The sequence below is a fragment of the Polynucleobacter sphagniphilus genome, assembly GCF_029892205.1.
GTDB classification, from domain to species: domain Bacteria; phylum Pseudomonadota; class Gammaproteobacteria; order Burkholderiales; family Burkholderiaceae; genus Polynucleobacter; species Polynucleobacter sphagniphilus.
In genome coordinates this window covers 544,634-566,643 of record NZ_JARXVX010000001.1, presented here as the reverse complement: position 1 = coordinate 566,643, position 22,010 = coordinate 544,634, and the positions used below count along the sequence as shown (strand labels likewise).

At 45.4% G+C, this 22,010-nt stretch carries 23 protein-coding genes; 11 read left to right on the top strand and 12 right to left on the bottom strand.

Going from position 1 to position 22,010, the window contains the following annotated elements; genetic code table 11:
• Positions 1–8: 8 nt before the first annotated feature.
• From aroC to M2125_RS02985, 3 genes are all read right to left on the bottom strand, one after another.
• Entirely contained in the window at positions 9–1,124 is a 1,116-nt protein-coding gene (aroC, locus tag M2125_RS02995) for a chorismate synthase (RefSeq protein WP_076023217.1), read from the bottom strand.
• Positions 1,125–1,192: 68 nt separating this feature from the next.
• The gene (locus M2125_RS02990; protein WP_076023216.1) at positions 1,193–1,648 is read right to left on the bottom strand and encodes a CBS domain-containing protein; all 456 of its coding nucleotides are present in this window, start codon (positions 1,646–1,648) and stop codon (positions 1,193–1,195) included.
• A gap of 75 nt (positions 1,649–1,723) precedes the next feature.
• Complete coding sequence (locus tag M2125_RS02985) at positions 1,724–2,572, bottom strand: YihY family inner membrane protein (protein WP_076023416.1); 849 nt, start codon at positions 2,570–2,572, stop codon at positions 1,724–1,726.
• Between the two features lie 22 nt (positions 2,573–2,594).
• Here M2125_RS02985 and wrbA point away from each other — a divergent pair, with 22 nt between their 5' ends.
• From wrbA to ppk2, 5 genes are all read left to right on the top strand, one after another.
• Positions 2,595–3,197, top strand: coding sequence for an NAD(P)H:quinone oxidoreductase (gene wrbA / locus M2125_RS02980; RefSeq protein ID WP_277539814.1), 603 nt, complete (start codon positions 2,595–2,597; stop codon positions 3,195–3,197).
• Between the two features lie 2 nt (positions 3,198–3,199).
• Positions 3,200–3,607, top strand: coding sequence for a DUF2069 domain-containing protein (locus M2125_RS02975; protein ID WP_076023214.1), 408 nt, complete (start codon positions 3,200–3,202; stop codon positions 3,605–3,607).
• Positions 3,608–3,724: 117 nt separating this feature from the next.
• A complete protein-coding gene (locus M2125_RS02970) occupies positions 3,725–3,913 on the top strand; it encodes a hypothetical protein (RefSeq protein ID WP_143742146.1) in 189 nt (62 codons plus the stop codon).
• A 202-nt stretch (positions 3,914–4,115) separates the two neighbouring features.
• Positions 4,116–4,466 carry a serine/threonine protein kinase gene (locus M2125_RS02965; protein ID WP_280742457.1) on the top strand — a complete coding sequence of 117 codons (351 nt, stop codon included), beginning with the start codon at positions 4,116–4,118 and terminating at the stop codon, positions 4,464–4,466.
• A 24-nt stretch (positions 4,467–4,490) separates the two neighbouring features.
• The gene (gene ppk2 / locus M2125_RS02960) at positions 4,491–5,273 is read left to right on the top strand and encodes a polyphosphate kinase 2 (protein WP_076023212.1); all 783 of its coding nucleotides are present in this window, start codon (positions 4,491–4,493) and stop codon (positions 5,271–5,273) included.
• Here ppk2 and M2125_RS02955 read toward each other — a convergent pair.
• The 4 genes from M2125_RS02955 to M2125_RS02940 all read right to left on the bottom strand — a co-directional run bounded on the left by M2125_RS02955 (position 5,262) and on the right by M2125_RS02940 (position 8,192).
• On the bottom strand, positions 5,262–6,170 hold the full coding sequence (locus M2125_RS02955) for an alpha/beta fold hydrolase (protein WP_076023211.1): 909 nt from the start codon (positions 6,168–6,170) through the stop codon (positions 5,262–5,264). The genes ppk2 and M2125_RS02955 overlap by 12 nt on opposite strands.
• A gap of 11 nt (positions 6,171–6,181) precedes the next feature.
• The gene (locus M2125_RS02950) at positions 6,182–6,445 is read right to left on the bottom strand and encodes an EF-hand domain-containing protein (RefSeq protein WP_280742456.1); all 264 of its coding nucleotides are present in this window, start codon (positions 6,443–6,445) and stop codon (positions 6,182–6,184) included.
• A gap of 16 nt (positions 6,446–6,461) precedes the next feature.
• The gene (locus tag M2125_RS02945) at positions 6,462–7,148 is read right to left on the bottom strand and encodes a DUF3313 domain-containing protein (protein ID WP_076023209.1); all 687 of its coding nucleotides are present in this window, start codon (positions 7,146–7,148) and stop codon (positions 6,462–6,464) included.
• Between the two features lie 108 nt (positions 7,149–7,256).
• Complete coding sequence (locus M2125_RS02940; protein WP_143742145.1) at positions 7,257–8,192, bottom strand: hypothetical protein; 936 nt, start codon at positions 8,190–8,192, stop codon at positions 7,257–7,259.
• Between the two features lie 49 nt (positions 8,193–8,241).
• On the opposite strand from M2125_RS02940, the gene M2125_RS02935 reads away from it, so the two are divergent.
• Positions 8,242–10,053 carry an alkaline phosphatase family protein gene (locus tag M2125_RS02935; RefSeq protein WP_076023414.1) on the top strand — a complete coding sequence of 604 codons (1,812 nt, stop codon included), beginning with the start codon at positions 8,242–8,244 and terminating at the stop codon, positions 10,051–10,053.
• Between the two features lie 65 nt (positions 10,054–10,118).
• Here the strand turns inward: M2125_RS02935 and mctP are convergent, their stop codons facing one another.
• Together mctP and M2125_RS02925 are read right to left on the bottom strand one after the other, a co-directional pair.
• On the bottom strand, positions 10,119–11,585 hold the full coding sequence (mctP, locus tag M2125_RS02930; RefSeq protein WP_076023207.1) for a monocarboxylate uptake permease MctP: 1,467 nt from the start codon (positions 11,583–11,585) through the stop codon (positions 10,119–10,121).
• Positions 11,582–11,779: a DUF3311 domain-containing protein gene (locus M2125_RS02925; RefSeq protein WP_076023206.1), complete on the bottom strand. Its 198-nt coding sequence runs from the start codon at positions 11,777–11,779 to the stop codon at positions 11,582–11,584. Before M2125_RS02925 ends, mctP begins: the two co-directional genes overlap by 4 nt.
• A 303-nt stretch (positions 11,780–12,082) precedes the next feature.
• Here M2125_RS02925 and M2125_RS02920 point away from each other — a divergent pair, with 303 nt between their 5' ends.
• From M2125_RS02920 to M2125_RS02910, 3 genes are all read left to right on the top strand, one after another.
• Positions 12,083–12,238, top strand: coding sequence for a hypothetical protein (locus M2125_RS02920; protein WP_280741928.1), 156 nt, complete (start codon positions 12,083–12,085; stop codon positions 12,236–12,238).
• 107 nt (positions 12,239–12,345) lie between these two features.
• A complete protein-coding gene (locus tag M2125_RS02915; RefSeq protein ID WP_076023205.1) occupies positions 12,346–12,939 on the top strand; it encodes a GNAT family N-acetyltransferase in 594 nt (197 codons plus the stop codon).
• Positions 12,940–12,964: 25 nt separating this feature from the next.
• The gene (locus M2125_RS02910; RefSeq protein ID WP_076023204.1) at positions 12,965–13,660 is read left to right on the top strand and encodes a YoaK family protein; all 696 of its coding nucleotides are present in this window, start codon (positions 12,965–12,967) and stop codon (positions 13,658–13,660) included.
• A gap of 15 nt (positions 13,661–13,675) precedes the next feature.
• Here the strand turns inward: M2125_RS02910 and M2125_RS02905 are convergent, their stop codons facing one another.
• The 3 genes from M2125_RS02905 to M2125_RS02895 are packed head-to-tail and all read right to left on the bottom strand — an operon-like array spanning position 13,676 to position 19,544.
• The gene (locus M2125_RS02905) at positions 13,676–16,807 is read right to left on the bottom strand and encodes an efflux RND transporter permease subunit (protein WP_076023203.1); all 3,132 of its coding nucleotides are present in this window, start codon (positions 16,805–16,807) and stop codon (positions 13,676–13,678) included.
• A gap of 3 nt (positions 16,808–16,810) precedes the next feature.
• Positions 16,811–17,929, bottom strand: a complete 1,119-nt coding sequence (locus M2125_RS02900) for an efflux RND transporter periplasmic adaptor subunit (protein ID WP_076023202.1) — start codon at positions 17,927–17,929, stop codon at positions 16,811–16,813.
• 1 nt (position 17,930) lies between these two features.
• Positions 17,931–19,544 (bottom strand): efflux transporter outer membrane subunit, encoded by a 1,614-nt coding sequence (locus M2125_RS02895; RefSeq protein ID WP_158025473.1) that lies wholly within the window; start codon positions 19,542–19,544, stop codon positions 17,931–17,933.
• 186 nt (positions 19,545–19,730) lie between these two features.
• Here M2125_RS02895 and M2125_RS02890 point away from each other — a divergent pair, with 186 nt between their 5' ends.
• Both M2125_RS02890 and M2125_RS02885 read left to right on the top strand, forming a co-directional pair.
• On the top strand, positions 19,731–21,134 hold the full coding sequence (locus M2125_RS02890) for a DUF2252 domain-containing protein (RefSeq protein WP_076023200.1): 1,404 nt from the start codon (positions 19,731–19,733) through the stop codon (positions 21,132–21,134).
• A gap of 24 nt (positions 21,135–21,158) precedes the next feature.
• On the top strand, positions 21,159–22,007 hold the full coding sequence (locus M2125_RS02885; protein WP_083657490.1) for a bestrophin-like domain: 849 nt from the start codon (positions 21,159–21,161) through the stop codon (positions 22,005–22,007).
• Positions 22,008–22,010: the final 3 nt, after the last annotated feature.

Below are 22,010 nucleotides of genomic sequence, written 5' to 3'. Positions count from 1 at the left end.
TGAATCATTTAATCGCTCACTGAGCCAGGGCGAGCAGCTGGAATAGGCGGAATTGGTAAAGAAACATCGCCACATTGAGCTCGATGGCGCAAAACATGATCCATCAATACCAAGGCCAACATGGCTTCGGCAATGGGTGTAGCACGAATGCCCACGCAAGGGTCATGACGGCCCTTAGTCTGAACCGTAATTGGCTTACCCTCCCAATCAATAGATTGTTTGGGGCTCAAAATACTAGAGGTAGGCTTTATTGCAATCGATACGCGCAAATCTTGACCGCTGCTAATTCCTCCAAGGGTGCCACCAGCATGATTACTAGCAAAACCATCGGGATGCAATTCATCTCCATGCTCACTACCACGCTGCGCAACAGACTTAAATCCAGAGCCAATCTCAACACCTTTCACGGCATTGATTCCCATCATGGCATGTGCAATATCGGCATCTAATTTATCGAAGAGCGGCTCACCCAAACCAATTGGCACATTGCGCGCCCGCACCTCAATTTTTGCTCCACATGAATCGCCTGATTTACGCAAATCATCCATGTAGGCTTCTAACTTTGGAATGATTGCGCTATTAGCGGCAAAAAAGGGATTTTTCTCAATCTGCGCAGCGTCTTCAAAAGGAATTTCAACTTCACCCAATTGACTCATGTAACCATAAAACTGCGTGCCATATTTTTCATACAACCATTTTTTTGCAATCGCGGCGGCTGCGACAACTGGCGCAGTTAAGCGTGCGGAAGAACGACCACCGCCACGCGGGTCACGTAAACCATATTTATAGTGATAGGCATAGTCTGCATGACCAGGTCTAAAGGTTTGCAAAATATTGCCATAATCTTGGCTGCGCTGATCGGTATTGCGAATCAACAAACCAATAGGGGCACCAGTCGTTTTGCCTTCGTATACGCCTGACAAAATTTCAACCTTATCCTCTTCTTTGCGCTGGGTAACATGACGGGAGGTTCCTGGCTTACGGCGATCTAAATCGATCTGTAGATCAGCTTCGCACAGCGCCATTCCAGGAGGGCAACCATCAACTACCGCACCAATAGCGGGACCATGGGACTCACCAAATGTGGTGACCGTAAAGAGAAGGCCTAATGTATTTCCTGACATATCGACATTATGTCATCTGTCGGACGGGAGTGGGTAGAGCGTGTATCGAGGCCCCGCCTGATTGAATTTTAAGTAGTTGCCTTTGTTGTATCTTCCGGCCAATCGCGAATGTAACCCTTGAGCATCGTATTCTCAAAGTCCTGAGCCTCTACAACCGACTTAGCCACGTCGTAGAAAGAAATGACACCCATCAACATTTTTTGATCAATAACCGGTAAGTAGCGAGCATGCTCCACCAGCATCATTCTGCGCACTTCCTCAATCTCAGTTTCCATATTGCAGGTCAGTGGCGTCGCATTCATTACCGAATTGACTTGCAATCCATCCAACTTGCCATGATGCTTGGCAAGCGCAGATATCACCTCACGGAAGGTGAGAATTCCTACTAACTTGTCGTACTCCATCACCACCAATGAACCAATATCATGCTCACTCATGACAAGCACAGCAGTTTGTAATGCTGTCTCTGGAGCTACGGTAAACAGGGTGCTACCCTTCACGCGCAAGATGTCACGAACTTTCATTTGGTCTCCAGCATTAGATTGATAGCTTCAATATATTCCCAAGCCTAAATAGAATCAAGAACAGGATAGTTTGATTCAGTAGCGAATAACCCTAATAAGACCGCTACGAATCTTCGGTAGATTAGCCACTAATACGGCCCCAGCCAAGGTGATCCACCAGGTTAGATAAATCCATGTCAGCGCCAAAGGGAAGATGGCAAAGGCCCCGTAGACCGTCTTATAAAACACGGCATTGGTCAAGAAGAAGCCGAAACCAAATTTCATGATTTCAAATGCCAGCGCAGCAAACAGCGCACCGCTCAGGGCATCCTTCCATAGTATTTTGGCATAGGGCAAATACTTGTAAGCGACGGCATAAACAGCAACTGCCAAAAACACCGGAGCAACCGTAGCAAACAAGCCTAAGCCAAAGGTGAGCGCTGGAGTCCACCCCTCTGCAGCACTTAACAAGAGACCGCTTAGATAAATTCCACAACCCAGGAGGATTGGACCAAGGATCGTGGCAGTCAAATAAATCGCTATTTTATTGATGAATGGGCGCCTTTTCTGAACCCGAAATAACTGATTGAATGCCCTCTCAATCACCATCATGGTCATCATGGTAGTGATCACCAGCCCCAAGGAACCTACCAGGGTGAGACCTTTTGCCTTTGATGAAAATTGATTGATGTACAAGAAAACCTGGGTATTTAAACCACCCGGCATATAGGTATCGAGCAGCCAGTTTTGCACCGCATTTTTGATCTGAATCACCCTGGGTAGGTAACTGAGCAAAATCGAGGCAACCGTAACCATCGGAACCAGCGACAAGGTTGTGGTGAATGCTAGGCTGGCCGCAACTTGCTGTAGATTTTGGCCGCGATTACGCTCCCATATCTCTTTCGCAAGAGCAAGCCATAATTGGGGGTTACGAAATAGGCGCATCGCCGTATCATAAGAGATCAATATGAGTCATCACGATATTTTAGTTTTGTACTACTCCCGCTACGGCGCCACCAGAGATTTGGCGCGCCTGATTGCTGAAGGTATCGAAAGCGTACCAGGAGCTAATGCCCGCCTGCGCACAGTTCCTGCAATCTCCACGGTTTGCGAGGCGACACAAGCGGCTGTACCCAGCGATGGTGCCCCTTATGCTGAATACACTGACCTACAAGAATGCATCGGCCTTGCCCTAGGCTCCCCTACTCGCTTTGGGAATATGGCCGCTCCCATGAAGTACTTTTGGGATGGGAGCTCCTCCCAATGGCTCGGCGGAGCCTTGATTGGTAAGCCAGCGTGTGTCTTTACTAGCACCGGCAGCATGCATGGCGGCCAAGAAAGCACCCTACTCACCATGATGATTCCCTTACTGCACCATGGGATGTTGGTGCTGGGACTACCTTACAGCGAGCCCGACCTGATGAGCTCAAGCACGGGCGGCAGCCCTTACGGCGTCACGCATCTTGCCCACGCCGCTGGAAATGCCCCGATTAGCCCAGAGGAGCAGCGCCTAGCCATTGCTCAGGGCAAGCGCCTGGCCCAAACAGCCTTGAAGTTAATCGAGGTCTAAGCATGCGCCAGAACCACTTTCTTCAAAGCATCCTCTCAAAGAATCCCTATCAACTCTTAGCAACTGCAGCATTTATTGATTTATTCATTCTTTGCGTGTCCTGGGAATGGTTTATCTCACCCCTGCGTCCTGGCGGCTCTTGGTTGGTTTTGAAGGGGGTACCACTCCTTTTTGCCATACCAGGGCTCTGGAGGGGCAAGGTATACACAATGCAGTGGGCATCTATGTTGATCCTCCTTTACATTACAGAAGGCTTGGTTCGTATTCTAGAAACTGGCCTGAACTTTTGGATGGCGCTTGTAGAGGTGATTTTGGCAACTTTAGCCTTTATTTGCTTGCTCATTTACCTCAAGCCAATCAAAACCAGAGCCAAAACTTTGGCAAAAGAGCTCGCCGCACAAGAAAACTAGGGTTTTGGGGCGTTAAACAGCCATTTCTCAGAATTTCTTCAAATGATCGGTAATTTTTTGTTTTTCTGTCATCTCGACTGCTTTCCAATGCGTTGTATGCCCATGGAGGTAGCAAATATGTCAACAAGACTGAAACGTTGGGCCCGCGCAATTCAAGAGATCGATCTGTCAAAAAAGACCGACCCTGAAGTAGCAATTGGCTATTTAGACAGCAAATACCGAGATATCGCATGGCGCTACATCCGAATTCTTGGTTTTGAGCGCACCATTAGCTTCATGGCAAGCAATAACTTTCACCCAGAGTAAAAGTTCTTCAAAACCCTAAATATTCATTTATTTAGGGTTTTTTCCTTACCGGACATACGTCCCAGCTTGAGGGAAAAGCTTTTCGAGCTATCTTTCTCATCCATTTATTGATGAGTCAATCTACATTTAGAACGCACACAAAGTAGGCGCTTGATGTCATAAATGCTTGTAAGAAAGAGCAATAAATCGTAGGATCAAGCATATGGGAGCAGATGCTTTGATCGCGCTCTCATTTTATAAAGATAGGAATTTCATGAGCCAGAAGAAACTAGTAAAACAATTACTAAAAAAATTAGACAAACTAGAAGCCGATAGAGAGAAGTTAATCGACAAGCTTGCTAAAGCCTTAGATAAGATGGACAAAAAGGAGACCCCTAAAAAGACCCCTGTTAAGAAAGCTCCTTCTAAAAAAACAGCCGTAAAAAAGGTTGCTGCTAAAAAGGCACCAGCGAAAAAGGCAGCCGTCAAAAAAGTAGCGGCTAAAAAAGCGCCAGCTAAAAAAGCAGCTGCTAAAAAAGTGGCAGCTACAGCAACCCCAACTAGCGCCTCTTAATCTAGTCGCTATTAACTCTGCCTCGTGAGCAAAGCTGCAAAGTCATCCAAGCATGACACTTCTTACGATGCAGAGTTAAGACTTTTGCAAATTGAGCTAGTCAAGCTACAACGTCAAATCATTGCAAAAGGCACCCGTTTACTGGTCATTCTTGAAGGTCGCGATACTGCCGGCAAAGATGGCACCATCAAACGCATTACCGAACATTTAAGTCCAAGAGATACACGCATAGTTGCCTTGGGAAAACCATCCGAGCGTGAAGAAGGTGAATGGTATTTCCAACGTTATGTCGCTGAGCTGCCAGCCGCTGGCGAGTTCACCATCTTTAACCGCAGTTGGTACAACAGAGCAGGCGTTGAAAAAGTCATGGGATTTTGCACCCCTCTTCAATACCAGCAATTTATGGCTACGGTCAATGAATTCGAATCTTTACTGGTGGGCTCTGGCATACAAATTATTAAGTATTACCTCGATATCAGCAAACAAGAGCAAGCACTTCGCCTCAAGAGTCGCGCTACTGATCCACTGAAGCAGTGGAAAATTAGTCCAATTGATGAGCAGGCGCAACGAAAGTGGAAAGCCTATAGCATTGCGCGCGATCAAATGCTATTAAATACCAGCACTCTGGATGCGCCTTGGACTGTGATTGACGCCAATGATAAAAAGCTTACCCACCTCAACCTAATTGCCAACCTATTATCTCGGGTGAACTACCCTCTTAAGGCGAAAAAAATATTCAAAGTCGATCCTAAGATCTTGCAGACAGTAATCCCACAATCGAAAAAATTGCCTAAGTTATTCCCCTAGGCCCAGAGGGAAGAAAGCTTTTATTTCACTCAGCAAGTCATTGGGAAGCTCTTCGGGTATGTAGTGCCCACACGGCAAAGATTTACCACTCACCTCCTTGGCAACAGCCTGCCAATCATGGATTGGCGAAAAGCATGCATTCACCAAGCCATGCTCACCCCACAATACGTGCACAGGCATTTGCAGCATCTTTTCCATCTGTCGATCAGCACGATCATGTTCTAGATCGATAGACGCAGCTGCGCGGTAATCTTCACACATCGCATGCACGCTCTTTGGGTCGCTGATTTGATCTACATATTCAGACCAACAGGCCTTTTCAAATACGCCAGTACCAGCATAACGACCCATATGGTTCTGAATCCAAAATTCCGGATTACTCCCAATCATTGCCTCAGGAATGGGCTCTGGTTGAATCAAAAAGAACCAATGCCAGTACCCAGTTGCAAACTGCTGCGTGGTGCTTTCATACATGTTCAAGGTAGGAGAAATATCCAAGACCATTAATCGCAGGACGCTTTCAGGAAAATCCATTGCTAGACGGTGAGATACCCTTCCACCACGGTCATGACCAACTAGAAAAAATTGTGAGTAACCTAGTGCACTCATCAAAGCATGTTGATCGGCTGCCATTGCCCGCTTTGAATAAGTAGAATGATCCGGTTTGCCGTGCGGCCGCGAAGATTGGCCGTACCCTCTTAAATCCGAAGCTATTACCGTATAGTGCTTTGCAAGCTCTGGTGCTGTGCGATGCCAAATTGCCTTGGTTTGTGGAAAACCATGCAGCAAAAGCATCGGCGGCCCAGAACCGCCAATTTGATAGGCGATGTCGATCGGCCCATCATTAGTTTCGATACAAACCGATTTATTTTCAAATCCCGGAATCAGAAAAGTCATAGCGCGCTATTTTAGCGATCGGCCATTGCCTCGATTTCAGCAACGGTCACATAGCCTTTATGGTCAACATCAATTTCATTGAAATGGGCTGCCACCCGAGGCATCCCTACCTGAGCCTCTGCAAGCGTTAATTTGCCATCATGGTTTTTATCAGCTGCCGCAAAACGTTCTTCGATCTCGCGATTGCGTGAAGTATTATCAGCATAAGAAAAAGATGGCATGCAAAGGATAGTGCAAGCACCTATAAAAACAATCCGTTTTAAGTTGAGTTGCATTGAAAGCCCCATCCTCTTATTTGCTCGATGTTGGTGTTGGATTAGCTGATGTCTCCATAGCAAGGCGAACGACTTTTTTTGCCATAGCTACAAAAGATTCGACTGAGCCAGAACCCGTTCTGAATGACTCGCCCTGCAAGGTAACCAAGCCCTCCCCTAGCAGGTCGTTTGATTGGCTATCAGTAATTTTGCTTTCGACCAACAACGCTGGGGTTTTAGAATTTACACCACCTGCATAAGCCGCAGCTTTTAATGCCAAGCCAACCGGTGTGAAATTCCAAGGTTGTAGGCTATCGTTTGATAATTCACCACCCGTAATACCTACAGAAAGTCGCACAACGCCAGGGCCAGGCTGAGACACAATGCGCACATTGCCTCTATTATTAATTGCCTCGATCATCGATTGCTGCAAAGCGAGCTTAGTTTGGCCAATCACATCTGCGCCAATATTTTGAGTGGCATTCTGATTTAAGTAAATCGGATCCAAAATCACTGCTGTGTAAGACCCAGGGTTCACGCTTGCCTTACGGTAGCGCCATACTCTGGCATCAGACTCGCTTACCGACATTGACTGGAGAACCGAGTAGTTCGGCAAGAAACCTGATTTTGGCATTGGCTCACTAGCCAATTTTGGCGTATTACTGCATGCCCCTAAAACTCCAAGAAACGAGATAAGGAATAAATACGTACTGAGTTTTTTCATTTGAAATCCTGATTAAGCGCTACTTAAATGCAAAACATTGCGGCGCGATTATTTGCCGATTCATTCTAAGTCAGTTCAGCGGATCAGTCAGAATTATTTGTAGCGAAATTAGAAGTTGATGGTGATGCCAAGCTGAGGACCGTAATTTGAATATTTTGTTAACCCTTGAGAGCCGCCTAATTCAAAATACATAGCGCGGTATGTTAAGGCTACATCGCCCCATGAAAATGCATAACCTACTCCACCTAATGCTTGCCAAGTTAGGTTGTCAGCATCAAATCCTTGTCCCACATCCACATAGAAAGGTAAAAACCACTCTGATTCATTTATACGATAGCGCCCCTTCAATCCAATAATTGGGCTCGCCTCCGACTGTGTAGCTGAATAATAGCCTGTGGCTGCTTGTTTTATTACCCGCTTGCCTTGGGTAGTAGTGATAACTGAATTAACGTTTGCTGAAGTCGTAGAGGAGATATAGCGCACTCCGAACAAGGCGTCGGCATACAGAGCATCGTCATTAAAAACGGTATAGGTCAATGCTCCGCTTAAGATAGTTTGATCGGTATTTGCACCTTGAGACTCATATACCGATGTTTTCTTATTGATATACGATGTTGTATTGGTGCTGCCGTTATTGACTTGCCAATAAACCAAATCAGCCATCACACCCCAGTTATCTTGATGGGCCTCTGCATTGATCATTGCAAAACCACCAGTCCTCTGTATGTTGTCTGGAACGCTTGCTTGAGTGGATCCAGCGTATACATTATTTGCCAAAAAGGAACTGGTTTTTGAGGCAGGTGACCAAGCAGATACGCCAACAGAGTAACGCACCTCGTCATCGACAATCGGCAGCGGATTAATAGATTGCGCCTGACTCACCATAGCGCAGGTTGAAAGCACGAGCAAAGCACAGAATCTAGACTTCAATTTCAAAATACTCCATTTGCAGAATGAAAGCTCATCATAGTGCGTTAACTGATTGGATTTGAAGATGTTCAGGCTACCAACCAAACTTCCTAGAAAATGCAATGAATATGTCACAGATATGTAATACATTATCTTAGAGATTATTCATTACATTGAGGCTGATATGAAGCTAGCAACATACATCTACTTTACCCTTGGAATGTGCATTTTTAGTTGTAATTGGGCCATTGCAGATGAAAAACCACACAACGTCATCCTATTTGTTGCAGATGGTCTGCGCCCAGGACTCATTAATGAGAAAAATGCCCCTGCAATGGCGACACTACTTAAAAATGGGGTTCGCTTTGAAAACTCCCACTCCATCTTCCCAACTTTTACGATGGCCAATGCGGCCAGCATGAGTTCAGGCCACCTGTTGGGTGACAACGGCATTTTTAGCAATACTATTTTTGTAAACTTCCCAACCAAGAGTGCTGCTAATTCTGTGACGCCATTTATTGAAAATGACTCGGTGCTAGGAGAACTAGACTCTCATTTTGCCGGGGATTATCTGAATGAAGAGACAATTCTGGCGGCAGCACGTAAAAAAGGTTTAATGACGGCGGCTATTGGCAAGCTTGGGCCCACTTTGATGTTTGATCATTTGGCGCGCAGTGGGGATGAGTCCATCATCATTGATGATTCAACTGGTCGTGCAGGCATTCCTCTGTCAACGGAATTGAAATCTCAATTACAGGCTCTTGGCCTCCCGGACACTGCTCCGACTCGAGGTCTCAATGGAAATTCTGGTAACAGCAGCACTCCCGGAACTACTGTTGCCAATACTGAACAACAAAACTATTTTGTCAATGTCACTACCAGAGCAATCCTGCCCTCCTTCAAAGAAAAAGGGAAGTCTTTCGTTTTGGTATTTTGGTCACGCGATCCAGATGGCTCACAACACAATCAAGGCGATAGTCTCAACCAATTGATGCCAGGCATTAATGGCCCTACCAGTATGGCTGCGATTAAAAATGCAGATACTGATTTAGCAGCGATTCAAAAAACGGTTCAAGACCTTGAGCTGGACAGCACTACCGATATTATTTTGGTATCTGATCATGGTTTTTCTACTATCTCCAAGCAGAGCAAAACTAGCCCATCAGCAAAGGGCCAATATAAAAATGTGATCACAGGCCAACTACCCCCCGGCTTTCTTGCAATGGATATTGCTCATAGCTTGGGTATGCCTTTGTTTGATCCTGATAATCAAAATGGTTTAGTAGGCCCAGGAGCTAGCCTGTCAAAGGGCAATGGACTGATTGGAGCAGACCCCGCAAACCCCCTGGCGATTGTTGCAGCCAATGGTGGCTCAGATTTAATTTACTTACCCACAGTCAACAAAGCTGTTGCTGAAAAAATCATCCATACACTCTCCTCACAAGATTATGTGAGCGGCATATTCGTGAATGATCGTCTTGGTAGATTTGCTGGCACATTACCAATGTCGAGTATTGGCATGCTCGGCAGCGCGGTTACCCCGACCCCAGATATTGTTGTGAACTTTGCTAGCTTTGAGCAAACCTGTCTCGATCCAACAACATGCGCTGTGACGGTTTCCGATACCCTGCTGCAACAAGGTCAGGGAATGCATGGTAGCTTTTCTCGAGCTGACACTCGGAACACGATGGGCGCCATTGGCCCAAGCTTCAAAAAACATTACATTGATCCACTCCCTGCTAGCAATGCAGATCTTGGCATTACGATCGCAGAGCTCTTAAAACTTCCCATTGCCTCCAAGGGTAATTTAAAAGGACGTTTTTTATCAGAAGCCCTACCCGGCGGATTCATCGGCAAGGCTATTAAAGAAGAAGTTCGCTCGACAACTGATCAAGAGGGTCACGCCACCATTTTGATTCGCCAACGAATGGGCGAGCAAATGTACTTTGATGTTGCGGGGTATCCAGGAAGAACGGTGGGATTAAGTGCCAAGTAGGCTGACCCCAAAACAAAAACCCCACCTGATTGGGTGGGGTTTTACATTGCTCACTACTAAGCAGCTTATTTCTTCTTAGGCAGAATCACAGTAAAGATCGCTGTTACAACAATGTTGGCAGCAAATGCGATTAAACCAATGTACAAAGGCAAAGCAAAATCGCCAAAGTGCAATGTATAAACCGGCTTTAGATTCTGCATAAAGGCTAATGTAGTACCCAAAACAATACCTGTCACCCAGCCGAAGAACAGTGGCACGGTGGACAGTCTCTTTGTATACAGCGAGAACACTACAGCAGGGAAAATCTGCAAAATCCATACGCCGCCAAGAAGCTGGAGATCAATTGCAAATTGGGTTGGCAAGAAGATGATGAAACTTAATGCGCCCAACTTTACAAACAAGGAAACGACCTTAGCATTCTTGGACTCTTGCTCATCAGTAATATTTGGATTAACTAGAGGACGCCATAAATTGCGAGTAAATAAGTTTGCTGCACCGATCGACATAATCGCTGCAGGAACTAATGCACTAATAGCAATCGCAGCGGCAGCAAATCCAACAAACCAGGCCGGGAAAATCTTATTGAATAAGGTTGGCACCACATCTGAAGCAGGACTAGCTTGCACTCCTGCTGCAATTGCCATATAACCCAACAACGCAATCAAACCAAGCAAAACTGTATAAGCTGGCAAGAAAACGGCATTCATCTTTATTGTCTTAGCAGATTTAGATGAGAGGATGCCAGTTAATGTATGCGGATACATAAAGGCAGCCAAAGCAGAGCCCAGTGCTAAAGAAGCAAAAGCGGTAAATTGCGTTGGCTTTAACAAGATACCAGTAACACCGCCTTTAGCTGTGAAATAGCTATCAGCCGCATCAAATACAGAACCGTATCCACCCAACTTCTCAGGAATAATCCAAACCGCCGCGATCACTACGATATAAATCATGATGTCTTTTACAAAGGCAATCATGGCAGGTGCGCGCAAGCCACTTGAGTATGTATAGAAAGCCAACACCAAGAAAGCAATAATCAAAGGAAGTTCACCAGAAACACCCAGCCCTTTGATCACTACCTGCATACCGATTAATTGCAAGGCAATATAAGGCATAGTTGCAATAATGCCGGTAATAGCAATCGCAGCTGGGAACCACTTTCCACCATGCTCACCCTGCACAAAGTCGGCAGCAGTAATATGATTTTTGCGATGGCAGACTTCCCAGAGCTTTGGCATGATCGCAAAGACCACGGGATACACAATGATTGTGTAAGGCAAGGCGAAGAAACCGTAAGCGCCTACCGAATAAACCAAAGCGGGCACAGCAATTACAGTGTAGGCGGTATAAAAATCGCCGCCTACCAAGAACCAAGTGATCACACCGCCAAACTGGCGGCCACCCAAACCCCACTCATGTAGCTGGGTCAAATCGCCCCGCTTCCAGCGAGATGCCACAAAACCAAGAATGGTTACGAATGCAAAAAAGGCCAGAAATACCGCCATTGCAATTGGATTAATAGCGTCAATATTCATTTGGCAACCTTATAAACAACGTAGATTAAGAGAGATGTCAGCGGAACCCAAATAAATTGATACCAATAGAAGAAAGGGAATCCCAAAACATTTGGCATTGCTTGGTTGTAGAAAGGTAGCCATAACAAGGCTATATAAGGAAGCAAAAGGATTAGCCAGATTGGATGCCAGCCACCACTCTTTGGAGTCGTCATAAATAAATTACCTCAGTTAAAAATGAGTTTGGATTGTAGTTGCAGGTAGCGAAAATACACTAGAAAACACCCTCAAGGAAAGCGCATAGGTCATTTTTCCCAAAAATGAGGACTATTAGCCATGATTTATAAAAAATATCCAAGCAATTTGTTTGAAAAGACCTATAGAGGTCAAAAACCTGATTTTTCAATCGTTAAAGGTGGTTTTACTCAATAGGTAACTTAAATGGTGCCTTGCAACATTTTCAAAATTAAGTGATAATACCTAGGTACTAACCCTAGTAATTATTAAGGAGTCTTCAAATGACACAATTATTGAACCTTTTCAGCCAAGTGTTTGCTAACCAGAGCAAAAACAATGGTTTTCAGCAATTCATCAATACCAATCAAGCTTCTACTAATAAAGAAGTTGATTCAAGCGACTACCTCGCGCACTATCTAGCTTATAGGGGTCTATAAGCATGAAAACAATCATTACCGTCATCCGCGACTTAAAAGATGCTTGGATCGAAGCAAAAGCTTGGCAAGAAAAGCATGCTGACTTTGGTCTGCATTGGGATTAAGACGTGCTAACTACTGAGTTTCTCTCGCGGAATCAATTCCCTGAATACGGGGCTTGGCTTAATAGCCAGGACCCTGAAACCATTCACCTTTACTTTGGATGTGCCATTGGAACTCAGGCAATCGACACTCTGGTGGAGAAATTCTCAGCAGATCCAAAAAATAACCGGATTCTGGTTGCCAAGATTGATGGCAACTGGGCCGGCACTATTCATATCGCCACGCATGACCAAGAAGTTGAATTTGGCGTGATCGTTGGGCAGCAATATCGCCAAAAAGGCATTGCAAGCGCCATGATGGATCAGGCAATCACCTGGTCTCGCAATCGCTTTTATACAGATTTATACATGCATTGCATCAGTTGGAACCGTCCCATCAAGATCCTATGTGAAAAACATGGATTAAAGCCTCGCAATATGATGGGCGATTCTGAAGCAAACTTGCGTTTACGACCACCGAACGTTGGAACCTACTTGAAAGAGCAGATCAATGTTCAGCGCAATTTACTCAAAATAATTCAACCACCTAGATTCATCACGCCGCTTGATCCCGCCCTAGCCTCTCCTAGCGGAGCATTAAACTTTCGCCTCACCCCCTAATACAATTTTCATTAGGAAATAGGCCATGTGGAATAAAAAATGGATTCCAGCGGTTCTGGGCTTTAATGGCGGCTATGTTGATACTGCCGGTTTTTTGGCTTTAAATGGCCTCTTTACCGGCCATGTGACAGGCAACTTTGCCACCCTGGGGGCCGCTCTGGTAAGCGGGTCAACTGGCACAATCGATAAAGCCCTGGCCCTACCTGTCTTTTGCTTAGCCATCGTGCTCTGTCGGCTTTTTCGCCACCTACTCGTACGCAACAATATCGACGTATTTAGCAGGATGCTTTTAGTCAAATTCATGCTCTTATCGCTCGGCGCGACACTAGCAATTCATTATGGTCCATTTGTAGATGGCAATGCACTCATTGCGGTATTTACTGGCTTGATTTTTGTAGCTGCCATGGCATTGCAAAACGCTGTGCATAGAGTCCATCTATCTACTGCGCCACCCTCCACAGTAATGACCATGACGGTTACCCAAGTCATGCTCGACATTACCGATCTTCTGCATGGGGTTGATGGGGAGCAAAAAACCTTGATTTATGGCCGGCTGAAAAATATGATTCCAGTCATCATCACCTTTGCAATTGGATGCGCCAGCGGAGCAGCCATTTTTAACTTCCTACAAATGTGGTGCTTTGTGCTACCTCCAATGGTGGTGATATTGCTTTTGATGATGTACAACTCAAGCGACACTCAATCAAAGCAAGCGATTTAGGCCCATCGGACTCACTCACTTTTTGGGCAGTGTTTTTTTCTGAGCCATTTTCTCAAACCAACCTTCAATCTGCACAAAGAATACCGGCACCAAAGCAACTGCTAAGCAAGTAGATGCAATCATTCCACTAAAAACCGTAATACCGATCGATACACGAGCTGCAGCGCCTGCACCAGTAGAGGTCAATAGTGGAACTACCCCCAGGATGAAGGCAATAGAGGTCATCACAATCGGCCTGAACCGCTCATGTGAAGCTTTCAGAGCAGAGTCAACCAGACTCATGCCAGCCCTCTTAGACTCAAGTGCAACCTCCACAATCAGAATGGCATTCTTGGATGACAGCGCAATCATTAAGACCAAACCAATTTGAACGTAAATATTATTGGCCATTCCAGTCAAAAATAAGGCAATCACAATCCCTGATAAAGAGAGTGGTACTGCAGTAATGACAGCAAGGGGCGAGACCCATGATTCGTACTGTGCAGCCAGCACCAAGTACACCAGCAAGATAGATAAAGCGAATACCAAAACCACTGTATTACCAACTAACTTCTCTTGATAAGACATTGCTGTCCACTGATAGCTCATGCCCGCTGGTAATGCAGTCTTTACTAAACCCTCCAAGGCGGCAATAACTTGACCGGAGCTATAGCCACTTTTCGATCCACCTAAAATTGCTGCAGTAGGATAAAGCTGATACTGAGAGGCAATTTGAGGTCCAGTAGTTTCCTCAATATCAATGAATGATCCTAGTGGAACCATATCCCCCACTTTATTTTTTACATAGAGGCGCGCAATCTTGTCAGCACTATTGCGGAACTGACCATCTGCCTGGACATAGACTTGATAGGTCTGACCATATTTAAAGAATTGATTTACATATGAAGATCCCAAGTAGGATTGAAGCACATCATATGCATCCCCAATAGCCACTCCAAGTGTTTCTGCGCGTGCAGTATTAAAAGTCAACTGCAGTTGCGGAACGTCATCCCGAAACGGAGTAAAGATTTGTTCAATCTCAGGCAGTTCTCGGGCTTTCTTTAAGAAATTTTGGGTGGCAGCGCTAAGTTTTTTGAAGTCATTGCTACCATCAGTCAAAATCAATTGCATCTGAAAGCCGCCCGACAAGCCAAGACCCGGAATGGCTGGTGGCAAAATAACGAGTGATTTAACCTCTTGAACCTGCTTCAGGGCTTGATTCATATTCAGATAAATATTCTTCAAGTCCTCACCCTTGCCACGCTTATCCCAACTTTTCATAATGACGTAAAGCGTTCCAGAGTTCGACTGTGAGCTATTGTTATTTAAGGCATTTACCCCGCCAATTGAGACCACTTGATCGACACCAGGCACAGCCTTGATCACATCCACCACTTTTTTCATGCCGACCTCAGTGCGCTCTAAAGAGGAGGCATCAGGCAATTGGGTGGCTACGACTAAATACCCTTGATCTTCGTTGGGAATAAAGCCGGTTGGCACCAAAGCTAAACCGATGATCGATACCAAAATCAATACCGCACCACAACTGGCCGCAATAAAACGATGGGCCATTAAGTACTCCATCATGTGACCGTACCAGGATGACAACTTCTCAAAATAAAAATCAAACTTGAGATACAGGGCATTTTTCTTGGCATGAGGATCAAGCGGCTTTAGATACGATGCGGCCTGCGTTGGCTTTAGTGTGATCGCATTAATACCACTAATCAGAGCTGTAGCTGCTATGACCAAAGCAAATTGACGATACATTTGACCGGTAATACCTGCAATAAACGATGCAGGCAAAAACACCGCCATTAAGACCAGAGTGATACCAATGATTGGGCCCATCAATTCAGTCATGGCATCGATAGCACCCTCCCTTGGGTCCTCGCCATGCTCAACCTTCTTCGAGACCGCTTCAACAACCACAATTGCATCGTCCACCACAATACCAATACACAGCACAATCGCAAACAGGGTTAATAAATTAATCGAGAAACCCATTGCAGCCATAGCAGCAAAAGCGCCAATAATAGTAACTGGTACGGTAGTTGCGGGAACCAGAGTAGCGCGCCAATTTTGCAGGAAAACCATGATGACAAGCAAAACTAAAATGCCAGCTTCAAACAGAGTGCGATAGACCTCATGGATAGAGGCACTGACAAATAAAGTGGTGTCAAATGGAATATCCCAATGAAGCTCTTTAGGGAAAGTTTTGGAGATCTTCTCCATCTCGGCACGAACAGCATTCGCAGTTTGAATCGCATTAGCACCGGGTGTTTGGTATATCGCTATACCACCAGCAGGCTTATCATCAATCTTAAAGAACTGGCTGTAATTTTGACTACCCATTTCAATGCGCGCAACATCACTTAGACGCGTAATTTCTCCCTGAGAATTTGCCTTCAAAATAATGCGGCCAAATTCTTCTGGGTTATCTAATGCGCTGGTGACATTCAGAGTGAGCTGAAAGTCCTGACCTTTTGGAACCGGGGGAGCGCCAACCTGACCGGCAGATAGTAAAACGTTCTGGCGATTGATGGCAGTCATGACATCACTAGGGGTAAGACCGCGCATTTGCATTTGCGCTGGATCTAACCAGATACGCATGCTGTAATTACCAACTCCAAAGACATTTGCAGCAGCAACACCGGGAAGGCGTGCTAAACGATTTTGCATTTGCAAATTAGCAAAGTTACTTAAGAACAATGCATCATGTTCGGGATTGCTTGAGGTTAATGTCACAAACTGCAAAATGGCAGTCGATTGAGTTTTAGTAGTGACCCCCTGCTTTTGCACGGCTGAAGGGAGTGAAGGCACCGCAATGGCGACTCGGTTTTGCACGTTTACCTGAGCGAGGTCAGGGTCAGTACCCACCTCAAATGTCACCGTCAAAGTGTAGCGACCGTCATTGGTCGAGTCGGACTGCATATACAGCATGCCGGGTACACCATTGACTTGATTTTCAATATTGCTAGCTACCAACTGCTGCACCAGCGCTGCACTGGCACCTGGATAAGAAGTAGTTACCTGAATGGTGGGCGGCGTCATGGCTGGGTATTGAGAAATCGGCAAGCCCAGAATAGATACTGCGCCGATGAGCATGGTGATCAAAGCGATCACATTCGCCAATACAGGTCTTTCGATAAAAAACTTAGATAGCATGACTTACTGACCGGCCAATGGTTCTAGGGTAATTTCTTTTGGATCGGCTACTTGGCCTTCACTTAAGTTAATAAACCCATTGATGACTATAACTTGATTGGGATCCAACCCCTTAGTGACTTCGACCAATTGATTAAATTTTTGACCCAAAGTGATATTTTGGCGAGTAGCTTTTTTCTGAGCATCCAAAACATACACATAATTGCCCTGCTGATCGGACAACACCGCCAAATAAGGAATCAGAATGGCTGGATGTGAATCACCGGACTGCACTAGAACCCGCGCATACAAGCCAGGAATCAAACTCAAATCCTCATTTGGCATTTCAGCTCGCAATTGTAGGGAGCCTGTATCTGTCGAGACTAAATTGGCGCTGTAGTCCAAAATACCTTTATGGGGATAGCCCTTTTCGCCCTGTAACTGAGCATAGACTGGCAATGTATTCACCAAAGTTTTATGCTCAAGATCAACGGGATGGGTTGATTTAAATGTTAATAAATCACGCTCGTTTATTGAGAAGTAAACATAAATAGGTCTAATTTTTTGAATGGTGGCTAACTTCACGCCCTGTGGGTCACTACCAAGATAACTACCCACATCAATTAAATGACGCCCCATCAAGCCGTCAAACGGCGCCCTCACCTCCGTATAACCTAAATTAATCTTCGCGAGCTTTAAGTTGGCCTCAGCCTGCAGCAGAGAAGATAGAGCCTTATCAACTGAAGCTTGAGAGGTAGCATTTTCTTTTAGCAAATGCTTTTGACGGGCATGCTCAATCTTGGCCTCCTCATAAACCGCTTGATTCAACTTGACTTGCTGCTGGTATTGGTCCTGTTCGATGACAAAAAGCAAATCATCTTTTTTAACCATACCCCCATCTTGGAACAAGATCTTAGTGAGGTAGCCTGGGACGCGCGCATCTAAATTCACGGTCAGCAAAGGAGAAACCGTGCCATCAAATAGCTGATAGGCATACACGGCTTGGCTTAAGGGCTTAGCTACCGTCACCGCAACACCTGTCTCCACGGTCTTTTTCCCGCACGCAGTCATCAGCATTAGCGCAGTGCAGACTAAGAGAACTTGAAGAGTGTGTTGCGTATTTTTTAAATTGAGATTAGTCATTTCATTTACCTGATGTTGCCGATGAATCTGGGGTGCCAGTAAGCACTTTTCCAATCCTCACATTCGTAGGATCGCCGGTTTGAGTGAGCACGCTTCCCCAATCCGTCCTCTCCTCCATCTCGCTGACCATTTGTTTGGGCAATTGCGGCACCTTCATATCGGCAGCCCATCCACCGCCCAGGGATTTAAAGGCACCTACATAGCCCAACAGCTGGTTGGTTTGCATCTGAACGCTGGAGTTTTGGACGCGCAATAGAGATTGCTGTGCACTAATGACAGTGCTGTAGTCATTTTGACCTGCTTTGTAGCGCTCGAGCGCTAACTCAGCAGCACTTTTGGCCGCTACCACTGATTTTTTCAAATCCTCAACGGAACTCTTTGAAGTTGAAATCGTAATGAGCGATTCTTCAACCTCTTTTTGCGCCATCAATACTTGATTTTGATATGCCAATACGCTTTGCTGGAAAACGGCATCCTGCACTCTTATTTGATCAATGATCGCGCCACGATAAAAGAGTGGAAAGACTAAGCCTCCAGTTAGCCCAGAAGAGGTGTTGCCCCAAGAAAACATCGGACCCTGATTAACACTGCCGTAGTTTGAAGTTGCAAAACCAAATATGCCGCCCAAAGTAAAACTAGGAAAGAGTGCCGCCTTATTGACACCAATGAGAGCAGACTGGGCAGCAGCAGCATATTCTGCCTGCAAGACGTCTGGACGGCGGCGCAAAAGGTCTCTCGGGATGCCCACGCCAAGCTCAGGGGGCGGTTTTAAAGCGCCCTTGGTGGCGCCAAAGTGTTTGGCATAGTAATCAGGCGGCTCACCCAATAAAACACTTAATGCATATTCCGACTTTCTAAGGGAGGCAATCAGGGGTGGAATCTCAGACTTAGTCTGTTCATATTGAGAGGTGGCCTGACTCAAGTCCAGCATGGAGGTGGCGCCATAATTAAAACGCGCATTGGCAATCCGCAAGCTCTCAGCCTGGAGCGCCAGATTGGTCTTGGCTACCTCAATGAGTGCCTCGTTATTACGCACGTTGATATAGGCATTTGCAACATCTGCGCTGATGGATACATCAGAGGCATAGTAAGCAGCCACAGCCGATAAATAGCTCGACAGATTACTCTCTACACCACGACGCAATTTACCCCAGAAATCAATTTCCCAATTAGCCTGTACTACTACGTTTTTGGTAATTAGGTTGTTAGAGTTATTGGTGATCTCTTGAAAAACACTATTTCGGTATTGAGCAGATGAAGCGCTGAGTTCCACTGTTGGCAAGACCGATGCATCACTCACGCCTAACTGCGCTTGCATTTGGAAAACACGCAATGCAGCTTGTTGCAGGGTCAAATTTTGACCGGATGCCTTTTCAAGCAATTTGGTCAAAGTGGGGTCATCAAAACTAGCCCACCATTGTGCGGGATTTAAATAGGCATTCTGTGATTCAGGGATAGCCGCTGTAAATTCAGAACTGGTAGGCTTGTTATAAGTAGTTTCAACCTTACTTGCAGGACGAGCAAAATCGGGGCCAACCATCATGCATGATGTCGCAAACAAAGTGGAGCCCATTCCAACCAATATGAGCTTTAAAGGCTGAAACAATTGCTTCATAAATAGACGACAGTTTTCCGATGATTGATATGACACATTCTGCATTACTTTTGGGCTATGAACGGCTTTTTTCAGTACTTACATTCACGATACCATGAATGGATAAACAGGCGAATCCATCCCGCATCCTTTCTGGGGTGCTCCTATTGAGCCCTATGAGCCAAGCCCCTGTGGCATCATAAGCGTATGACCAGCGAGCTCTACAAGTCCCTCACTAGCAAGCGCCCTAGCATTCGAGAAAGGCTCGATCACGGAAAATCGATACGTAAGCTAGCAAATCGATCTTCGCTGGCCGAATTTACCATCAAAGCCAAGCGCCAAACTCCCATAGATATTCTGCTTGAACAGGCAAAAACCCGCATTCCTGAATATGTCCCAATACGCCATGCTCGGATGGCGGCAAATCCATTTGCGTTTTTTCGTGGAGGTGCCGGCATTATGGCTACGGATTTGGCAACGACTCCAAGCCCCCCTATTACCGTGCAACTGTGTGGCGATATGCATGTTAGTAATTTTGGATTCTTTTCCACAACAGAGCGCCAACTGGTATTTGGCATTAACGACTTTGATGAAACCCTACCCGGTCACTTTGATTGGGATTTAAAACGTCTGATAGCCAGTGCAATGATTGCATCACAAATGCTTGGCCAAGACCAGGCATACGGAGAAATGATTGTTCGCAATATCTCCAGCACTTACCGACGCTATATGAATGAGTATGCCCATACCCCTTTCATCGATTTGGCGCGCGCCTATCTTGATGAAGGCAGGCTATCAAAGCATGCTGCTTACACCATACCTGCCGTTCAAAAGATGCTCTCCAAATTAGTCAACAAGGCAAAAAGTAATACTAATTGGGGGGTCGTTGGCAAATTAACCGAAAAAACACCCTTGGGTGTTCGCTTAATTAATCAGCCGCCGTTAATTGAGCATCCTAAAATTTCCATCCATGGCCATAAGATCACAGAGCTAAATGATGCGGGGTTTAATTCCTATGCGCAGTCTCTCTCAGCAGACCGCAAACAGCTTTTGATGCGCTACAAATTAGTTGATTGGGCTCGCAAGGTTGTTGGGGTTGGCAGCGTTGGCACAGCCTGCTGGGTTTTATATATGGAGGGGACTTCTGAAAATGACCCTCTTTTTCTGCAAAGCAAGCAAGCGCAACCATCGGTTCTTGCGCCCTTTTTTCCAGAGCACACCTACTCCTCTCAAGGTGAAAGAGTGGTACTCGGTCAACGACTAATCCAGGGTGCGCCTGATGCTTTCTTGGGGTTTGGCCAAACAAGGGAAATGGATTTTTACATTCGACAGTTACGGGATATGAAGGGTGGTATTTCCATTAGCGCAGATGATATTGGTGTCGATGAATTCCCCCCCTTTGCGAAACTATTCGGCTGGGCTTTAGCCAATGCACATGCTCGTTCAGGAGATCCTGCCGTGCTAGCTGGATATTGTGGCCGAGGTGAAGCCTTAGATGATGCGCTTGTTGCTTTTTCAATTGCATATAGCAAACAAAATGCTGCCGATTACGACACCTTTTTGCATGCAATCAAGACGGGCAAAATTACCTGCGCCAAAGACAATAACTAAGATCAAATAAAAAGGTGTCAGCACATGTACTTGATTAATCTGCTCTACGTCAACAATACGAATATCCCCGCATGGGTCATGTGCCTCATCGCAGTATGCATATCAGTATCGTTTTGCCTCATAGGATTATTTGTCTTTAAAAAATTGCTGACACATTCATTTAATAAAGCAAATAATGATTGCATCAGTCTTTCTTTAGGAACGGTAGGATTATTTAGTTCGGTGTTAATTTCCTTAATCGTTATTAACACGTGGAACTCTTATAATGACACCGACACGATCGTCAATGCCGAGGCGCGCAAGGTAGAGGATTTTTATCACCTATCACAAGGCATGCCCGAGCCGATTAAATCTCAATTAGCTAGTGATATTAGTGAGTATATCGAGGTTGTTACTAAAGAGGAATGGCCGGCAATGGTTGCAAATGAAGCCATTCCAGATAAAGCTAGATTGATTATTATCCGCAGTAGAGAGCGTTTGCTCCACTATAAAACGAATGATCTTGTAATAGCCAACACAGAATCAAAGCTACTAGACAGAATTAGTGAGCTCTTTGATGCTCGGCGTGATCGCACCCTCGCAACTAAAAATCACGTACCACCTGTTATTTGGGCAGTCATGTTCCTGTCTGGATTTTTAACGATTGCTGTAAGCTACCTTTACACTGCAGAGAGTTTTGCAATGCATCTGGTATCAACTGGATTCATCTCTGCATCCCTGGCAGCAACTCTATTTCTTATTGTGATCTTTGGACACCCCTTCCAGGGAAGATTAAGAATTGAGCCTACTGAAATGATTAATTTTGCAAGTCAAAATCTTCCACATGCAATCGATTTTACGACCCAAGGCGTCACCAACAAACCGAATAAATAGTGA